The sequence below is a fragment of the Pseudovibrio sp. Ad46 genome (assembly GCF_001623065.1).
Taxonomy (GTDB): domain Bacteria; phylum Pseudomonadota; class Alphaproteobacteria; order Rhizobiales; family Stappiaceae; genus Pseudovibrio.
This window is the reverse complement of record NZ_LMCG01000046.1, coordinates 314,222-331,490: the sequence shown is the minus strand read 5'-3', so window position 1 is coordinate 331,490 and position 17,269 is coordinate 314,222. Positions and strand designations below refer to the sequence as shown.

The 17,269-nt window shown below is 52.9% G+C and carries 16 protein-coding genes; 6 read left to right on the top strand and 10 right to left on the bottom strand.

Going from position 1 to position 17,269, the window contains the following annotated elements:
- Positions 1–13: 13 nt before the first annotated feature.
- The 5 genes from PsAD46_RS12680 to PsAD46_RS12660 all read right to left on the bottom strand — a co-directional run bounded on the left by PsAD46_RS12680 (position 14) and on the right by PsAD46_RS12660 (position 4,100).
- Positions 14–529: a YgjV family protein gene (locus tag PsAD46_RS12680; RefSeq protein WP_063287700.1), complete on the bottom strand. Its 516-nt coding sequence runs from the start codon at positions 527–529 to the stop codon at positions 14–16.
- A gap of 104 nt (positions 530–633) precedes the next feature.
- Positions 634–1,164: a GNAT family protein gene (locus PsAD46_RS12675; protein ID WP_063287701.1), complete on the bottom strand. Its 531-nt coding sequence runs from the start codon at positions 1,162–1,164 to the stop codon at positions 634–636.
- A gap of 111 nt (positions 1,165–1,275) precedes the next feature.
- Positions 1,276–2,778 (bottom strand): NCS1 family transporter, encoded by a 1,503-nt coding sequence (locus PsAD46_RS12670; RefSeq protein ID WP_082831028.1) that lies wholly within the window; start codon positions 2,776–2,778, stop codon positions 1,276–1,278.
- Positions 2,779–3,174: 396 nt separating this feature from the next.
- Complete coding sequence (locus tag PsAD46_RS12665) at positions 3,175–3,564, bottom strand: hypothetical protein (protein ID WP_153039884.1); 390 nt, start codon at positions 3,562–3,564, stop codon at positions 3,175–3,177.
- Between the two features lie 92 nt (positions 3,565–3,656).
- Positions 3,657–4,100 (bottom strand): MarR family winged helix-turn-helix transcriptional regulator, encoded by a 444-nt coding sequence (locus PsAD46_RS12660; RefSeq protein WP_063307036.1) that lies wholly within the window; start codon positions 4,098–4,100, stop codon positions 3,657–3,659.
- A 123-nt stretch (positions 4,101–4,223) separates the two neighbouring features.
- On the opposite strand from PsAD46_RS12660, the gene PsAD46_RS12655 reads away from it, so the two are divergent.
- Positions 4,224–5,339 (top strand): FAD-dependent oxidoreductase, encoded by a 1,116-nt coding sequence (locus tag PsAD46_RS12655; RefSeq protein ID WP_063307035.1) that lies wholly within the window; start codon positions 4,224–4,226, stop codon positions 5,337–5,339.
- A 4-nt stretch (positions 5,340–5,343) separates the two neighbouring features.
- Here the strand turns inward: PsAD46_RS12655 and PsAD46_RS12650 are convergent, their stop codons facing one another.
- Positions 5,344–6,378, bottom strand: a complete 1,035-nt coding sequence (locus tag PsAD46_RS12650) for an NAD-dependent epimerase/dehydratase family protein (protein ID WP_063307034.1) — start codon at positions 6,376–6,378, stop codon at positions 5,344–5,346.
- Between the two features lie 287 nt (positions 6,379–6,665).
- Between PsAD46_RS12650 and PsAD46_RS12645 the strand changes: the two genes are divergently transcribed.
- From PsAD46_RS12645 to PsAD46_RS12635, 3 genes are all read left to right on the top strand, one after another.
- Positions 6,666–7,823 (top strand): RNA ligase RtcB family protein, encoded by a 1,158-nt coding sequence (locus PsAD46_RS12645; RefSeq protein WP_193776941.1) that lies wholly within the window; start codon positions 6,666–6,668, stop codon positions 7,821–7,823.
- Entirely contained in the window at positions 7,820–8,458 is a 639-nt protein-coding gene (gene prfH / locus PsAD46_RS12640) for a peptide chain release factor H (protein ID WP_063307033.1), read from the top strand. The genes PsAD46_RS12645 and prfH overlap by 4 nt, the downstream gene beginning before the upstream one ends.
- 73 nt (positions 8,459–8,531) lie before the next feature.
- Positions 8,532–8,804, top strand: a complete 273-nt coding sequence (locus PsAD46_RS12635) for an NUDIX domain-containing protein (protein ID WP_206599621.1) — start codon at positions 8,532–8,534, stop codon at positions 8,802–8,804.
- Between the two features lie 154 nt (positions 8,805–8,958).
- On the opposite strand, the gene PsAD46_RS12630 is transcribed toward PsAD46_RS12635, so the two are convergent.
- Positions 8,959–9,195: a DUF2061 domain-containing protein gene (locus PsAD46_RS12630; RefSeq protein ID WP_063287708.1), complete on the bottom strand. Its 237-nt coding sequence runs from the start codon at positions 9,193–9,195 to the stop codon at positions 8,959–8,961.
- Between the two features lie 126 nt (positions 9,196–9,321).
- On the opposite strand from PsAD46_RS12630, the gene PsAD46_RS12625 reads away from it, so the two are divergent.
- Positions 9,322–10,161, top strand: a complete 840-nt coding sequence (locus tag PsAD46_RS12625) for a helix-turn-helix transcriptional regulator (RefSeq protein WP_063287741.1) — start codon at positions 9,322–9,324, stop codon at positions 10,159–10,161.
- Between the two features lie 9 nt (positions 10,162–10,170).
- On the opposite strand, the gene PsAD46_RS12620 is transcribed toward PsAD46_RS12625, so the two are convergent.
- From PsAD46_RS12620 to PsAD46_RS12610, 3 genes are all read right to left on the bottom strand, one after another.
- Positions 10,171–11,583, bottom strand: a complete 1,413-nt coding sequence (locus tag PsAD46_RS12620; RefSeq protein ID WP_063307032.1) for an MATE family efflux transporter — start codon at positions 11,581–11,583, stop codon at positions 10,171–10,173.
- A gap of 241 nt (positions 11,584–11,824) precedes the next feature.
- The gene (locus tag PsAD46_RS12615) at positions 11,825–14,131 is read right to left on the bottom strand and encodes a nitric-oxide reductase large subunit (protein ID WP_063307031.1); all 2,307 of its coding nucleotides are present in this window, start codon (positions 14,129–14,131) and stop codon (positions 11,825–11,827) included.
- 99 nt (positions 14,132–14,230) lie between these two features.
- Complete coding sequence (locus PsAD46_RS12610) at positions 14,231–15,931, bottom strand: Na/Pi cotransporter family protein (RefSeq protein WP_063307030.1); 1,701 nt, start codon at positions 15,929–15,931, stop codon at positions 14,231–14,233.
- 742 nt (positions 15,932–16,673) lie between these two features.
- On the opposite strand from PsAD46_RS12610, the gene PsAD46_RS12605 reads away from it, so the two are divergent.
- A complete protein-coding gene (locus PsAD46_RS12605) occupies positions 16,674–17,156 on the top strand; it encodes a lysozyme inhibitor LprI family protein (protein WP_063307029.1) in 483 nt (160 codons plus the stop codon).
- The last annotated feature ends 113 nt before the right edge of the window (positions 17,157–17,269 follow it).

The window sequence follows — 17,269 nt, the reverse complement described above, 5'->3', positions numbered from 1 at the left end:
GTGCTATGGAATGTCAGAGTGAAGCGGTTTGGGCCTCCCGTTCATTTGCGGTTTTCATACGATAAATCGTGAAAGCAAGCAGGGTGGCGTTGGTGATATCGTTCAGAGATCCGCCCCAGGAGCCCACGATCAGGGCGTTGACCATCCATGTAAGAGCGCAAATGAGCATGGCGAAGCGCATCTGGATTCCACTCAGGCAAAACAGCGCAAAGCCGCTCATGAGAGAGGCGGACCATGGTAATAGGTCGATGAGCCCTTCATACACCATCACACTCATTATGGTTTGGATGACGGCAAAGAGGCTAAACCATGTGTAGCCCTTAAAACGCAGAGAAACGAAGGATCGCACACCATTGATGCCAAGGTTTGCCCCTGCAACATAAGCGCCCATCAGCACATAATGGATACAGAACAGGGAGCAGCTGACAAAAAGCAGGCTGCGAAACAGCTGATCATGTCTGGTGGAAAAGCCAACTATGTTGACAGCATAGGCCGCCAGCCCAAAACCCTGTATGACGAGTGGATCCATCTTCCGTTTTCTTTCTTATTGGAAGAGGAGTGTAGGCGTGATTGGCGCTCAGATCGTCTGTAATTGCGCGGGTCAGAGATACTACGGGCTGGATAAGTCCAATCTCAGAGCGTCAGAGCAAAGCGGTGCAACGTCAATGGGTTGCCGTTAAGTTGCACGGTTTTGGTGCCTGTTTTGTCCCAGCGGAAGCCACAGGCCAATAGTACGTTGGAGGAGGCTGGGTTGTTGTCTGCTGCAAAGGCCTCCAGATGCTTCATCGCGCCATCAGCTCGCATTTGCTCCACAACGGCAAGAACAGCGGCTTTGGCATAGCCTTTGCCCAGATGATTTTCGCCAACTCTGTAGCCCAGCTCAACAGTGTCCAGAGGCTCTTTGTCCAACTTGCGCAGGTTGATGCGGCCCACCAGCTCGCCATTGCCAGAGCGGACCAGATAAAACCGGTCAGGATCAGCCATCAGGTCTTTGATAACCTGTCGGAGCGATATCTCCTCAAAGTGCTCGGGCCCGCGGGCGGGTACCCACTTTTCAAAGAAAGTGCTGTTGCTGCTTTCAAACTCCAGGACTTCGAGCGCATCGGCCTCACTGATTTCGTGAAGGGAAACGGACGGTATGGCAAGTTGTGTGGGTGTATTCATAAAACATGCACTTTTGAAAATGACCCCTGAACATTAACGGGTAATCTCAAAAGAGAAAACCCCTCACGCGGGCAGGCGCAAGGGGTTCTCATTTGTAAGCTTCAGCAGAGTCTACAGATCTTCGCGAGAAAGTGCGTGGTCCGGAATGCTGGCGCAATCCATTTTCACCATGCCCTGACCATCCAGATACACCCAGTTGCGGTTGACGCTGGTTGCCAGATACTTCTCATCATCTGCATGCACCAGTTCATCCTGCTTGAACTTTGGCAGGATCCACGCCTTCATCAGCACCCAGTAGAGCGCAAAGGCGGAGAAGAAGCCGACGAAGTAGGAGAGGTCGATCACGTAGATCGCCAGCGCACCACCGACAGCCCAGGCAATCAGACCAGCGGGGTTGCAGCCTGCGATGTACTTGAACTGGCCGTCTTCCTCATAAAGCTCTGGGACATTGAGGCGGCGTTTGCGGATCACAAAGTAATCGCAGATCATGATGCCACCCAGCGCTGCCAGCATGGCGCCGTAAAGGCCAAGGTATGTGAAGAGGTGATCAAGGATCAGCCAAGGCATCGCCAGCGTACCCACAATGGCCGCCAGAACCAGACCCATGGCGTAAGTGATCCATGGAGCGCCTGCATTCACGAAGGTCAGTGCTGCCGGGATGAGGTTGGCGCTTGTGTTGGTGGACCATTGGGCCAGCACCACCATGACCAGCAGAACCACCAGCGTGATGCCAGTGCCCTGACCTTGAATAACGGTGATCGGGTTCCAGTCACCAGCTGCGATGAAGGACACTGCACCGATCAGTGCGATCCAGCTCTGTACGACTGGCAGGGCAACGAACTGCGCCAGAAACACATTCTTGTTGCGCTTGAAGAAACTCTTGGTGCCCGCTTCAACATGCAGGAAGCGGGTGATGTTTGGAATGTCCACCGCCAGTGAGGACCAAAAGGCCATGTTGGCAACGAAGAGGGCAACGATGGAGATTTCTGCATCGCCAGCAAAGGACCAGATGTCTTTTCCGCTTGCTGTGGCAAGGTTATCAAGCGTGAAGTACATCCAAACAGAGATTGCCATGATGGCTGGAGCGGCGATTTTCGCAAGACGCTCAACAGCGCGAATGCCCATGGCGGTGTTGGCCACCTGCAGCACGGCAAACCCGATGTACCAGACCACCCAGTTATCGAACCCGGTGAGGTAAGAGAAGATGCCGTTTAGCGCCAGCGCACCGAGGTAGGTTTGAATACCGAACCAGATGGCCGCGACTACACCACGTGTGATGGAGGGAATGTGCGTGCCCACAGTGCCAAACGGGGCGCGGAGGTAAACTGCAAAGGAAATGCCGTGCTCGGTGCCGATGTCGGCGGTCATCGCCATGACGATGCCAAGCAGCAGGTTGGCAAAGAAGATTGTTGCAATAACGATTGGGAGAGGGAGACCTGCTACACCGCCAGCACCCAGCTGGAAGGTTGCGATGATCACCGCCATCGAGATCCAAAGTCCAATGTAACCACGGTTGGAGATGGCACGTTGATTAAGCCAGACGGGAAGGATGGCTGGCTCCATGAGGCGGGATTGGCCGCGTGAAGTCTCATCCATAACTTGGGTTTGTGCCATGTTCTAGATCCTGATGTATATTAACTTTTTTGAGACAGTAAATCTTAGCAGGGCGCAAGTATGCGCGTGCAAAAGCAGCGCTCACAGCAAGAAGTAGAAATAACACTACCGTTTGCCGGTAGTTGCACTACATGCACTGCGAGGCTGAATACAGCCTGATGAGATTGTTCTGCTAAAGTCGGCTAACTAACCTGAAAATATGTATTGCGCAAGTAGGTCAGAGCAAATTTTACTAGATTTTCGCAAAAGTATTAGCGTGAAAATATTTATCAGGTGCGAATAAAACTTCAAAATTAAGTTTTTTGATCAATTGGTAAAAGTATTGATTGATGTAATTCTTGTGGGACGTGCCCCTAAACCTCAGCAGGAATAGAGACACGCTGTCAGATGGATAACTTACTTTGGTTTTACGCAACTGGCCTGATACGGACCATCCAGTTTAGTTTGAAAAGAGTAGGCATGGCAGGTTTTGACATACTCATTATTTTTGTAGACTTGGACCGTGACGTGCTCAAACGTACTGTCGAATGGCAAATTGCCGCCTTTGTGCCAGCCCTTGGTGATCTCCAGGTCTGTGTTGCCGATGGAGTTGTAGCCGTTCGTGATAGACTCTTGAACGGAATTGGAAAGCGTTTCTGCGATCGTGGTTTTATCGCTGTCGGAAGATTTAGAAGCCAGTTGCTCCGCTGTCGCTAGTTTGTCTCCAATGTAGACCGCCGCTTGCGCGCCAGAAACTACCATTGTTGAGGCGAGAAACGCGCTCAGAATCATTCGTGAAAGCTTCATTTGGTTCTCCTGTTCTTATTGGCCCAACCTTGGGCATTCAGGAGACGCAGACAGAATGGTTTTGTGAAGCGGACGAGATAGCGGGGTAAACCTTAACTCTCCCCTGAAGGGCAGGCTCCACAAGAACCGTCAATCATAGACTTCTGCTTCAGTACGTCGAAGATCTTTTCAAAATCTTCCTGCTCAAGACCGGATTGCTCTTCAATGACCTTGGAAATGTGTTTGATGGTCTGAGTGCGGAGCGTCTGACCTTTGCTCGTCAGTGCGACCTCAATGGCGCGGCGGTCTTCTGCGGAACGTTGACGCTGCAGCAAACCGAGTTTCTCGAACTTATCAACCAGCACAGTCACGTTGGATGGCAGGCAGAACAACAGGTCTGCGAGCTTGCCCATGCGCACGGGTTCGCCCAGATGCAGCAGCATATTGGTTTCTGTCGGTGTGAGCTTATCAGCGTATTCCGAGTAGGATTTATGGATACGTCCCAAAATTTCCTGAAACTGGAAAAGCACAAGCATGCTTGCCGGTAAGTCTTTCATTTCATTCACGTCCTCAAATCTGCAGGTGGCGTCATATCAGGTTTGCTTTAAAAAAGTAATATTTATAATATTGAATTATTAAATCATTGTAGTATATAAAGCGCAACAGAACGGAGTAAAGACATGTCCAAGTCAGTTGTGATTTATGGCGGTGGAATCGCCGGAGCGACCCTTGCAACCCAGCTTTCAAAGCATGCCAATGTGAAGCTTGTCAGCTCGCTTGATTATTTTGAGGTGCCAATGGCCATGCCCCGTGTGGCGGTGCAGCCAGACTATGCGCATCAGGCGGTTATGCCATTTCATTCGTTTTTGAAGGGCGTGGACTTCATTCACGGCAAGCTGGAGCGGTTTACCGGAGAAGTCGGGCACGTCATCGGTGTTGATGGCGCTGAGCATACGTTGGAGGCTGATATCTCCATTCTGGCAACTGGTAGCCGGTTTCCCTCAGAGCTGATCCGCCCGACCTCTGGCTCAACGAAGGAGCGACACGCCGCGTTCAAGTCGACCCATAGTGCGATTGAGGCTGCGCAGAAAATCTTGCTTGTTGGCGGTGGCCCGGTTGGCGTTGAGATGGCAGGTGAGATTACCGAGCGGTTCCCGCAAAAATCTGTTGTCTTGGTGGAATCCAGCGGTGAAGTCCTCAAAGGCACCTCCCGCAAGACGGCAAACCATGCCGTGAAAGTGCTGCAGCAGCGCGGGGTGACGTTTATGCTGGGCGAACGCGTGCTTTCACCTGCGCCATCCAGCTCACTGAAGGCTGAGGCCGGGCAAGCCAAGCTCTCTAGCGGCGAGGTGGTAGATTACGACCTGATTATATGGTGTGTAGGCGGCAAGCCGAACACGGATTACATGCAGCAGGATCTTGCTCATCTGCTTGATACACGCGGCTATATTGCGGTTGAAGACACGTTCCAGATGAAGGGCAAAAGCAGCGTCTTTGTGCTGGGTGACATCGCTGGGATTGATGAAGTGAAGAAGGCGCTGTATGTGCGCGGTCATGTGAAAACTGTGGCCCATAACGTGTTGCAAATTCTGAAGAACCCGCAGGCCAAGCTGAAGAGCTACAAGCCGAAAACCAACGATAACATGATGGTTGTGACCCTTGGCAGTCAAACCGGTGTTTCTGATGTGCCACCAATAGGTACAGTAAAAGCCAGCTGGTTCACACGCATGGCAAAGGCAAAAACCATGCTGGTGCCCATGTACCGCAAAGCGCTCGGTGCTGCTGCCAAGGCGTAGACGCTCAGCTTGTGGTGTGCTGCTTGAGCAGAGCTGCTTCCTGATCAGCTGTCAAACCGCATTTGAGAGCTGTATCGCGCCGGGTACGGTCCCAGGCCAGCAGCGGGCTGAGTGTTTCGTTCAGTGGGCGACAGGTTAAACCGGCTGCCTCTGCACGGGTGGTGTCCACGTTCATGAAGTGTGCATAGCCTGGAAGGGAGGGCATCATGACGGGCAGATCGGTCCACGGCTGAATGCCTGCATCAATGATATGCTCTTCCTCTACCCAATGCAGGCGAGCAGAGGAGTTCGCTTCTGATATAATTGCCTGTAGAAGATCACCGAGTTGAAACGGAGGGCTGGTGACATTCCAGATGCCTCCGCGTTTGGTCTGCGCACAGACCAGCGCGAAGTCAGCCACATCCCGCACATCAATCATCTGCACTTGTCTTGAGACCGGAGCAGGGGCTGGGACCGCAGGGGCTTGCGGTGTGGCCTGGTCAATACGGCGGACCCACCAGGTCAGCCGATCTGTATAGTCGCCAGCGCCAACCAGCAGACCCACGCGCAAGGAGGTTGTTCGCTCGCCAAGAACATCTTCCGCAGCAAGCTCACATGCTCGTTTGAGGGCACCATAAGACGCGCCGTAAGAAGCCGCTGAACTTCGCTCTGCAGGTGAAAGGCCTTGAGCAATAGCCAGATCATCCTCAGTCGCAGTGGGCACAGGGTCTTGTTCATTCAGGTGCGGTTTTGCAAATGTGCCATAGGCTGAAATTGAGGAGATGAACACATAGCGCTGCAGTTGGTCTCCAAGCGCACCAAGCAAGCTGCGCACGGCATCAGGTGAGAAGGCGCAGGTGTCAAAGACCCAGTCAAACGTGTGGTGTTTCAAAACGCTAAGATCACCGTACCGATCAGCTGTGATTGCTTCAACGCCCTCTGGTAACGATCGTTTGGTACTACCGCGCACCAGCACAGCAACCTGATGGCCTGCACTGACAAGCGCATCCGTTATCGCGCCGCCTAGAAAACCGGTGCCTCCAACGACCAAAACCCGCATGACTGTCCCCCTTGTTTGCAAAGTACCCTAGACGTCCTGATGTGGTTGTCCAGCCACGGTGCTCGGATTGACGAGGATAGCCACATTGACGTTGCGGCTTCCCTCTGCTATTTCCCCAGCCCTCAGCTGCAGCAATTGGTGCGCAGCACAGTTTGGAGCGAACCATGTCTTTCCGCGTTTCGCCCTTCAAAGGGCGCTGATCCTACTCAGAGCCAGCGCTAGCGGCCTTTAGGATCTTCTTTCGAGCCATTGCTCGGAAATACTTTCAAGAACTATAGGCCATTCTTATGGGCAATTTACGCTTGGATTGCGCGACCCGCGCTGACAGTGCGCCTGCGCCAATCCATAAATTCTATGGGACTTCCGCCTGGATCCTTGGGGATGCAGAAGTCCAACTTAACAAACTCGCTGAGCTTGAAGCCGTTAAACAGATCGCCGCGTTTCCTGACCTTCACCCCGGTCCGGTCGGTGTCGCTATCCTGTCTGACCGCGTGCATCCGCATATGATCGGCAATGACATTGGCTGCGGCATGACCGTGTTTCGCACCTCCCTCAGTGCTCACAAACTAAAACCGCAAAAACTGGCGGATCGTTTGCGTATGCTTCAGGATTATTCTGATCTGGAAGAGGGGCAAGCACATCTGCGGTCTGCTGGTTTGCCAGAGGATCTGGCTCCCCATGCCATCGGTACAATCGGTGGCGGCAATCATTTCTGCGAGGTGCAGGTTCTGGCTGAGACGCCGGATCCGGATCTTGCCTCGAGAGCAGGTATTGCAAAAGGCGACGTTCTGCTCTTCGTGCATTCCGGTTCCCGCTCCTTGGGAGCCAGTATCTTTGAAGAATATGCAGCGCTTGGCCCGGAAGGGATGCCAACTGGGGACGAGCGCACTCACGCTTATCTCCAGTGGCATGACCTTGCTGTGCGATGGGCAAGCCTGAACCGCAAAGTGATTGCGGAGAGGGCAGCGGCTGCTCTGCGCTGCGATGTGGAGCTGGTGGTGGACAGCAGCCATAACCTCATAGAGCGTTATGGTGATGCATTCCTTCACCGCAAAGGAGCAGCCAAAGCCGATGTGGATCTGGTCCCGCTGGCAGGCTCTCGCGATGCAAAGAGCTTTTTGCTGAAACCAACCGGCAACATTCCGGAGGCACTGTCCTCACTGGCACATGGAGCAGGGCGCAAATATGACCGCGCGTCCATGCATGGGCGTATCGCAAAGCAGAAGTCTGTTCGCAATGCTTTAGCGCGCACGTCTTATGGCGGGCGCGTTGTCTGTGAGGATAAACAGCTCCTCGTGGAAGAAGCTCCGCAGGCCTACAAAAACTCTGAGGATGTTCTGAGCCAACTGGTTGAAGCACAGCTTGCCACGTGTGTTGGAGTGATGACACCTGTCGTCACGTTCAAGACGGCACGTGGTACGGATGAGCGAAGGGGCAAACGATGACAAGGAATGCATCTTTGCGCTTGCTGGTAACATCCGGTGACGGACCTGCGGAATGCAGGCTCGCCATTCGGTACACACTTGATGCCATGGAAAAAGCGGCGAAAAAGCTTGGGCTTTCCATGGTGTGTGATCCTGAGATTTCCGGTTTGTCTGCTGATGTAGCGTCTGTTGAAGTCACGCTCTCAGGCAGCGGCAACGAGGCCTTCGCCAAGTCATGGCATGGCACAATCAAGTGGACATGCCAGAGCCCGTTTCGCCCCAACCACAAACGGCAGAACTGGTTCATCGGTGTGTTTGAATTGCCGCCCCTCTCAGAGGAACGCGGTGAGCTGAAACCAGATGAGCTTCGGTTTGAGACGTTGCGCGTTGGTGGGCCGGGTGGCCAACATCAAAACAAGACCGAAAGCGCGGTGCGTGCGACCCACGTGCCGACTGGTCTCACTGTCGTGGCTCGGGATGAACGCTCGCAACACCGCAACAAGCAACTCGCTGTGCAGCGCTTGCAGGAAAAACTTGCGGGTCTTTCTGTGACAGAGGAGGACCGCCTGCGGAAAACACAGCGACAACTCCATCACGAACTGGAACGCGGAAATCCTGTGCGTTGCTTTAAAGGGGCACGCTTTAAAGAAATCTGATTTGAACAACCACGGAGTGCCTCTTTAAACTGGCACTTCGTGGCTCAGATTCGCCTTGGGGGTAAGTCCGGTAATGACTGACATTGTGAATGGGCTGCTGCTGCAGAACAAATGTGTTCTTATGGGGTTCCGGTCGTCAACACGGCAGAATTTCCCGAATGTCTGGAGTTTCCCCGGCGGTCATGTTGAAGCCGGGGAGAAACTGGAGGCGGCTCTTTTACGTGAACTGAAAGAGGAAACTGGCATTCAGGCAGAAGCCTTTGCAAAAATCACCGAATTCAGAACACAAGCTGACGATCCGCAAGACACAATTGTCTTTCACCTGTTCACTGTGACCCAATGGTAGGGTGAGACAGAGAACCTTGGTGATGAGCATACCGAACTGCGGTGGGTGGGTTTTGAGGAAGCTGTCAGCCTGCCTGACCTTGCATTTCCTGAGTATCGGGAAGTCTTTGACGTGCTGAGAGAAAGAGGAGAGCTGTGAGGACAGCCCAGTGAAGTCAGTTCTGGGTATCCTGCTGTGCGTTTGTCTCGGTGATTTTGCGGCCCCACTGGATGTTGGACCAAACCATCTCATGCAGGAAGTAGAAGATGAAGCCGAGGATGGAGCTGACGATAGCAATGCCGCCGCCGAGCGTGACGGAGCCCGTAAAAACAAATCCGATCAACGTCATAGAGAAAAGCCCCATGACTTGCCAGGTAACTGATTTTGTAAAAATGCGTGATGCAGTGTCCATATAAGATGTCCAGGTAAGAATGTAATTCCTACTCTCGTTGCTACCGGAGAAAATGCAGATTGGACATTTGGTAAATTAGCTGCAATAAATTCATTTTGTTGATTATAATCTGCAATGGTGATTTTGATGGACAAACGCGACAGAGCGACTTTGTTTCGAAACAGGTTGTTTGAAGCGATGGCAGAGGCCGATGTGACGCGCAGCCAACTGGCTCGCAATGCAGGTGTTGACCGCTCTACCGTTGGTCAGTTACTGAACAATGAAAATCCGCGGTTGCCCAACAGCCAGTTGCTGGCCGATCTGGCAGCCTCGCTCAGGGTGAGTGCGGATTGGTTGTTGGGGCTCACCAACAGGCCAGAACGTCCGGGTGATATCATTGCAGCTGCAATGGCCTTGAGCCCGGCGGAGCGATCCTCCGTTGATGAGCAAATCCTCAACTGGCACAAGGAAGCAACCGGACTGAAAGTGCGCCATGTGCCAGCCACACTGCCTGACATTTTAAAGACAGACCGTATGCTGGCGTGGGAGTATGCCTCATTTCGCGGGTTGGACCCCGAAGAGGTGGTTGGGTCTATCAGCGGACAGCTGGACTGGCTGCGCTCGCGCCAGTCTGATTATGAAATCGCCATCCCGCTTCATGAGATACAAGCCTGCGCGCAAGGCATTGGCTATTATGCGCATCTGAATAAAGAAACGCGGGTTGAGCAGCTGAAATTTGTGGCAGATACCTGCCGCCAAATGTTCCCCCGCTTGCGCCTGTTTCTCTTTGATGCGCACAAAGTCTTCAGCGCGCCGATTACCATCTTCGGACCAAATTTGGCGGTGGTCTATGTGGGGCAGTGCTATCTGGCATTTCGTGAAGCGGAAAGGGTCAGCTCGCTCACTGATCATTTCGACTGGCTTGTCCGCGAGGCCTCTGTGGATGCCAGAGACGTCGCAGATTATGTGGAGACCCTGATCGCGTAGATCTGCGGTTCAAGTCACTTCGGTTCTCTCAATTTCGGTCTCCCATGCAGACTCGGGCAGGTTGTGCTCTTTCAAGCAAGAAAAGATCTTGACTATGAACAGCAGGCCGAGCCCCAGCTCGAATGTGCTTAGGGAGATCCAGATGAGTTGAAGCGCACCCTCCTCAATACTCCAGTTGTAAGCAATCAGATAGGAGGCCGGGACGCTGCCAAACCACATGGTGAGGATGCGGGTTTTGAAAACATATGTGTTTTGGTGAAAGCTCTGCAACATACCGCTGGCGATGAAGGAAACAGCAAAAGCCACCGCATAATACCAGATGTGTGAGGTGACGGAGACTGACAGCTCGAAAATGTCCTGCCCATAATTGCCAAGCGAGAACAGAGAGGTGATTTCCCGATCAAAGCTCTGCAACAGCACCGTCACGACTGCCACATAGGAAAACGCCACGAACAGGGAGGCGCTGGCAATTTTGGGAATTCGCTCAAACTGATTGTGGCCAATGGCTTGGGAGGACAGGATCGTCGCGCCATTGGCAATGCCGATCACCGGAATGATGCCGACATAATTGAGAATGACGTTGAAGTTGTTGGCCGCCAGTGCGGTGGCCCCCACCATGGACACAGCCCAGATAATGGCGGTGTTGCCAATCTCATCTGTACTGTCGTGTGCGCCCAAAGGGACTCCGCGTTTGAAGAGCGCAATCACCTCAAAAGCCCGCCGTGATTTACTGATCAACGCCTTCGCCTCATTCAACGCTGCAACCCGCAGGGCGCGAGGTGTTTGAGTGAGATAGACAACCAACACAGCGAGGGACCCAAGCACCGTGCCGATGGCGGAACCCGCCATGCCAAGCTCGGGAAAACCATAGAGCCCGAACACCAGAACATAGGTCATGGGCATGGACACCAACTGGCCTGCAATGCTGGCCTTAAAAATGAGGCGTGTGTTTCCAACAGCGCCAAAATAGCAACTCGCTGCGCCGTCAAGGATCATGATGGACCCGAACAACATGGCCCAACTGAGATAAATATTCTCCAGTGCAATGATTTCACCCGGTCGGGAGCTGAACTGCGACAGGTTCATCAGTAAAGGCAGTGTGAGGATGAGGCCCAATACGCACAGGATTGCGACGGCAAACAGCCTGCCACCCATCTTGTGTGCCGCTTCTATTCCGCTGCGGGCATAAGCTTCTGCAATGACTGATCGGCCAATCTGGGTGACGCCGGAGAAGAAGGAGATTGCAGACATGCCCATGAAGACCGCCGGGCCAGAGGCCGTGAGGGTCTGTTCGGAATAGGCGGCGAGACACAGTCGGTCTACGATCATCATCAGAGTTCTGCCGGACATGGCCAGCATCAAAGGACCTGAAATGCGCAGAACCCGCGTCAGTTCATGATGGAACAGCGGAAATCTAAGCAACTAAGAAATGTACCTTACGGAAATAAAACTAAAAATCGTAGCCAGTATATATAGCTCTTTCTAGTTGTAGATACACTTTTACGCAATGCACATGGCTATACACATGAATGAGAGTATGTGTTGCTGCTCCGCCACAAACGGTGTGTGCCGCTACGTTTTCAGGCCTCGCCGACTAATGAGGCGAGGCCTGTTTTTTATGGCTTTATAAGCACTTGCTCAGCATCAGAGTGCGTTTGAGGCCTTAAGCCTTTGCCGTCTGTTCTTTTTCATTTACTGGTTGGCCAAAGTAAGCGCGATACATGAACATGACGATTGAAAAGATACCCCAGCTAAAGACAATGTCTCCGGGCACGCGGGCCCAGACCAATGCAGTCATAACCGGGCCATGGATCGTTTCTGGTGCACGGGCGAGCCAGTAACTCTCAGTAAAGCTGATGTAGGCCTGGTAAATCCCTTGCGGGATCAGCGAGAGCCCAAGCATCATGGCAAGGCCGATATTGAGCCCCCAGAACGCTTGCTGCAGCCACTTGTCACTCCAGCGATTGTCTGGAATGAGGGAGCGCAGGCAGAACAACATGAGGCCAATACCCAGCAGGCCATACACGCCAAACATGGCGGCGTGGCCGTGGGCTGGAGTGGAATTGAGCCCTTGCATGTAATAAAGCGCCAGCGGTGGATTGATGAAGAAGCCGAGCAAACCGGCACCAACCAGATTCCAGAACAGAACCGAGGCGAAGAAGTTAAGCGGCCACTTGTAGTGGTTGATCCATTGAGTGTTCTGTTCCAGCTTGTGGGTCTGATAGGCCTCAAAGCCGATAACCAATAGCGGAACAACCTCCAGCGCCGAGAACACTGCCCCAAGAGCGAGCACGCCTATTGGAGTACCGCTCCAGTACAGGTGGTGGAATGTGCCCAGCACACCGCCGGCCATAAAGATGATGGTGGCGAAAATGACGGCGACAGCTGCGGTTGAGGCGCGAAGCAGTTTCAGATTCACAAAAATGAGTGCAATGATGGCTGTCGCGAACACCTCAAAGACGCCTTCAACCCACAAATGAACCACCCACCAGCGCCAGTATTCCATGACGCTGATATGAGTGTTCTGGCCCCAAAGCAGGCCTGCGCCGTAAAGCAAACCAATGGCAACAGCGGACAGTAGTGTGAGAGCAATGAGACTGCGATTATGACCGCCCTTCAACGCGGGATAGAGAGCACGCAGGACCAGACCGGTCCAGAGCAGCAGGCCGATGAAGAGGAAGATCTGCCAGAAGCGCCCCAGATCAACATATTCGTAGCCCTGATGACCGAACCAGAAGTTCATCGTGCGGGAGAAGAACTGATTGACCCCGAGCCATTCGCCAGCAAATGAACCTACGACAATAATGATGAGACAGAGCCAAAGGAAATTGACGCCAAGCGTCTGATAGGCTGGGTCTTTGCCGGAAAGCAACGGTGCCATGAAAAGGCCTGTGCCCAGCCAGGCCGTTGCGATCCAGAACACTGCCAGCTGAGTATGCCAGGTGCGTGAGATGGAATAAGGGATGAACTCCGCCAGCGGGATGCCATAGAGATCCTGCCCTTCAACGGCGTAGTGAGCGGTGAGAATTCCCAGAGCCACCTGAACAACCATCAAGGCTACAACCACCCAGAAGTATTTGGCTGTCGCGCGCATGGATGGTGTCAGTTTGGCATTCGCCAGCGGGTTCTTTGTTGCTGCACCGCCTTCCGGCACAATGCGCTCGCGCCATAAGTCATACTGGCGCACGTAATAGAAGCACAGCGCACCTGCACAGCCGAGCAGCAGAAGGATGCTGACAATGGTCCAGATGAAGGCAGCCCCGGTGGGCTGATTGCCGACCAGTGGTTCATGAGGCCAGTTGCTGGTGTAGGAGATTGTATCATCTGGCCGGTTGGTGACGGAGCTCCAGGAGGTCCAGAAGAAGAAGGCGGAGAGTTTTTGAGCTTGGTCGGGTGTGATCAGGATGTTGGGAGGGAAGGCGTAATCGTCTCGAAGGTTTTGCCCGTCGATGTTGTCATAGGACGAAAACAGCCTTGTGAAGTGATCTTCCACCTGTCTGACGGCAATTGCCCTGTCGTCTGAAATTGTGATGGTTTCGTTGGCAGGGTTGTAGCGGTTGCGCCGCATTTCGTCTTCTATGAGGACCTGAAGGAAGGCCCGTTGCTCATCGCTTGGTGGGGTGTAACCGGAACCAACCCGATCGCGGTGGTAAACATCCAGAAGAGCCAGTGCTTCACGGTGCAGCCAGTCGGTGGACCAATCCGGCGCTACATAGCTGCCATGCCCCCAGACGCTGCCCTGCTGCATGCCACCTAAAGACTGCCAAACATTCTGGCCTTCTTCGATGTCATCCTTTGTGTAGATGATATCGCCATTGTCCGAGACCACCATGTCCGGGATCGGCGGTTTCAAGCGGTAAATTTCAGCGCCAAAAAAAAGCAGAACACCAAATGAGAGGACCATGCCAACGGCGAGGAATATCCAAAGCCGTTTGAGTGAAAAGGTTACATCATAGTCCTCGTCAAACATGCTTGTAGCTCCTGACCTCGGGGGAAACACTGGCTTGCGTTTCAAATCAGAGTATCAATCTGACTTCGGCCGTGCCTCCCTCAAAGTTAGGAGAGGCGCTTATGTGCCCACTGGTACGGCGCTAACCGGGTTTTTCTGTGGCTCGTTGGTGAGCCTGCTACGCAGTAGTTCGCCTTCCCCCTCAACAATCGGGTAGGCGACAGTGGTCAAAAGCGCATTCAGATACTTCAGATCACTGATGGTTTCCAGATGAATGGAGCTTGTTGTCCGGCTGGATTGACGGTTCTGGCTCAGGCGGCGCAGGTGTGCATCGCGGCTCTTGTACTCCAGTTCACGCACAAGAACCTTGCGAGCAACCAGATCCCTCGCAAGCTCAGCATCGCGAGTGATGAGCACTCGCAGAGAGAGTTGCAGGTTTTGCAGCACTGCGGCGTGGAGGTCTTTGATTTCCTTCCAGCCTTCCTGTGAAAACTCCTTGTTGAGGCCGGATTTTTTCTCTGCAAGTACCAACAGGTTGCGCTGGACGACATCCCCCATCTGTTCCAGACAAACGCAATAATTCATCAGCTCTGTATACTTCTGATAGTCCTCGTCGCTCATGGATTTGGTCGTCACATCAGTCAGATACTCTTTGATGGAGCGGTGCAGATCGTCGATCTCGTCATCCATCTTCATCAACCGTCTGGCTGTGTTTGCATCATCGCCGCGGAACACCACCATCACACCACGCAGCATGGCTTCCACCTTTTCGCTCATATGCAGCATTTCACGGGTAGCAGCGTTAAAGGCGAGGTCGGGGGTTTCCAGCAACTTGCGGTCAAGCAGGCTGAGACGCTCCATAACAGCATCTTCGTCAGACTGGCCTGCGCTATCAGAGATAATGAGTTTGGTCAGGCGAGCGACAATGCCAATGGTTGGAATGCCCAGCAGAACAACAGCAAGGTTGAACCCACTGTGGAAGTTAGCGATTGCACGTGCCGGATCATCGCCCAGCATGTCGATGGTGAACACATCAAAGCGCATCAGCAGCAATGTGATCAACACACCGGCCACGCGGAAGATCATATTGCCAAGCGGTACACGGCGTACATCTGCACTATCGCTCATGGTAAGGACCAGAGGGATAATACTGGAACCGATGTTTGCGCCTAAAATGAAGAGCAGAGCACCTTCCATCGGCAGCACGCCGGTGCTTGCCAGTGTCATGATCATGAGCACCACTGCAACAGATGAATGCAGCAGCCAGCTCAAAGCAGCTGCTGTGATGATCGCAACGAATGGGTCACCGATCAGCAGGTTCAGGATGACTGGCAGAGCCCCACTTTCACGCAGAGGCTCGGAGGCCATGCCGATGAAAGACAATGCGATCAGCATCTGCCCCACGCCAATGATGATGCGGCCCGTCTGGCGCATGGTGCGTGTGCTGCCGCGCGAGAACAGGGCGCCACCAACAACAAGACAAACCGGTAGCAACCAGCTGAGGTCCAATGAGAGCACCTGAACGACCATGGTGGAACCAAGGTCTGCGCCAAGCATGATGGCAAGACCAGCTGCCAGCGTAATGGAGCCTTTGCTGATGAACCCGCGCGCAAGAATGGCTGTAGCCGTTGCACTCTGCAAGATGATGGAGACTAAAAAGCCGGTTGTGAAGCTGGTGTAGCGGTTTTTAGAAGCTTGCTGCATCCAACCTTGGAATTTTTGACCAACTGCCCGCTCAACGCCTGTCCGGATCATTCTGGTGGCCCAAAATAATAGGGAAATGCCGGCAGCAAGGTGTAGAAGTATTTCAAAACTGCCCATCACAGCCTCCGGATTCAGCTCTCGCGGTTATTAATAGGAGGCTCACTTAAACGCAGTTGTCGTGATGCACGGCAAAGGTCTTTAAGCAGGAGTTGTCGGACTATCAGAATATGCGAGATCTCTCGCTTCCCCGTTTGGACGAGAAGGGAAGCAAGGGATCGCTCGCGTGCCTTGGGAGCTTTAGCGGATTCTTGAAATCGATCCGGCAACCAAATTAGCCACCTCAATGATTTAATAAATAACTTAAGACACTTATGCCAATAACTCAATATGCTTAGCTCAATTATGACGAGAAATTTGCGCAATAATTGCGTTTTTTGAGATGTTGCGTGATCACAGCAAACTTATGAGGTTGAATTTTATGAACTCTCGCAAGGCTCTGAAATAATTGAATATTTATTAGTTGGCAAACCAATGGGAAGCAGTGCTCGCAAAATGCGCACAACGTGCGTTTTCCCCAGCCCCTCACAAAAACGTAATATGGCGCCTTTCGATCAGCACTTCCTGTAATTGGCTTGGTTTCGCCCAGATTTGAGGCCCGACTGCAAAGGTGCATCAAGTTGAATGACCCGCTTCGATCTTGTGTGATGTTTCAAACCAAACGCGTTTGTCATGTAACTATGATGGGAAATCTGCGAGGTATTGCGGAGAATGGCTAGGCTATTCTCAGAGAGTTGGTTTAGTAATTTCTCATAGTAGATCACCTATCACTTTTTATAGAGAAAATTACTTTGAGGTTTCTATGAGTTTTATGTGCACGTTTCTGTTCTCGCTCTCGTTGGTTCTTTCACTCTGTTCTCTCGCTCAGGCTGCTGATGAGCCAACGGAGGAACAGGCCGCGACTATCGCAAAGTGTGTAGAAGAGAAGGGCGGTGGCTATCCGGCTATGGCTTGCTTTGGAGAGGTGATGGAGCAGTGTATCGGCAGTCAGTACCAAAACAGCCACATGATTTTCTGCGCAGTGCAGGAATACATGGTTTGGGACCAGCGCCTCAACACTGCGTATGCTGAGATTATGAAGGTGGCCAGCACCAATGTGAAAGCCAGCCTGAAGAATGCGCAACGCAACTGGATCAAGTTTCGTGATGACACGTGTTCCGCGAATGCGCTGATTTATGAGGGTGGCAGCAACGCATCGCTCGCCATGTCTGTTTGCATGGGAGACCAGACTGCGGTGCGTAGCCTGCAGCTCCAGCAATTTCTCGTCGAAGCAGGTCCGCACTAATCAGGATTGAGAGGGCTCACTGATGAACATGGCCTCTCTCTTTAAAGGGGCCAATATTCGGGAATAGCAGTACAGGCCAATGTGGTTAGGCTGAACGGATGCTCGTTTCAAAA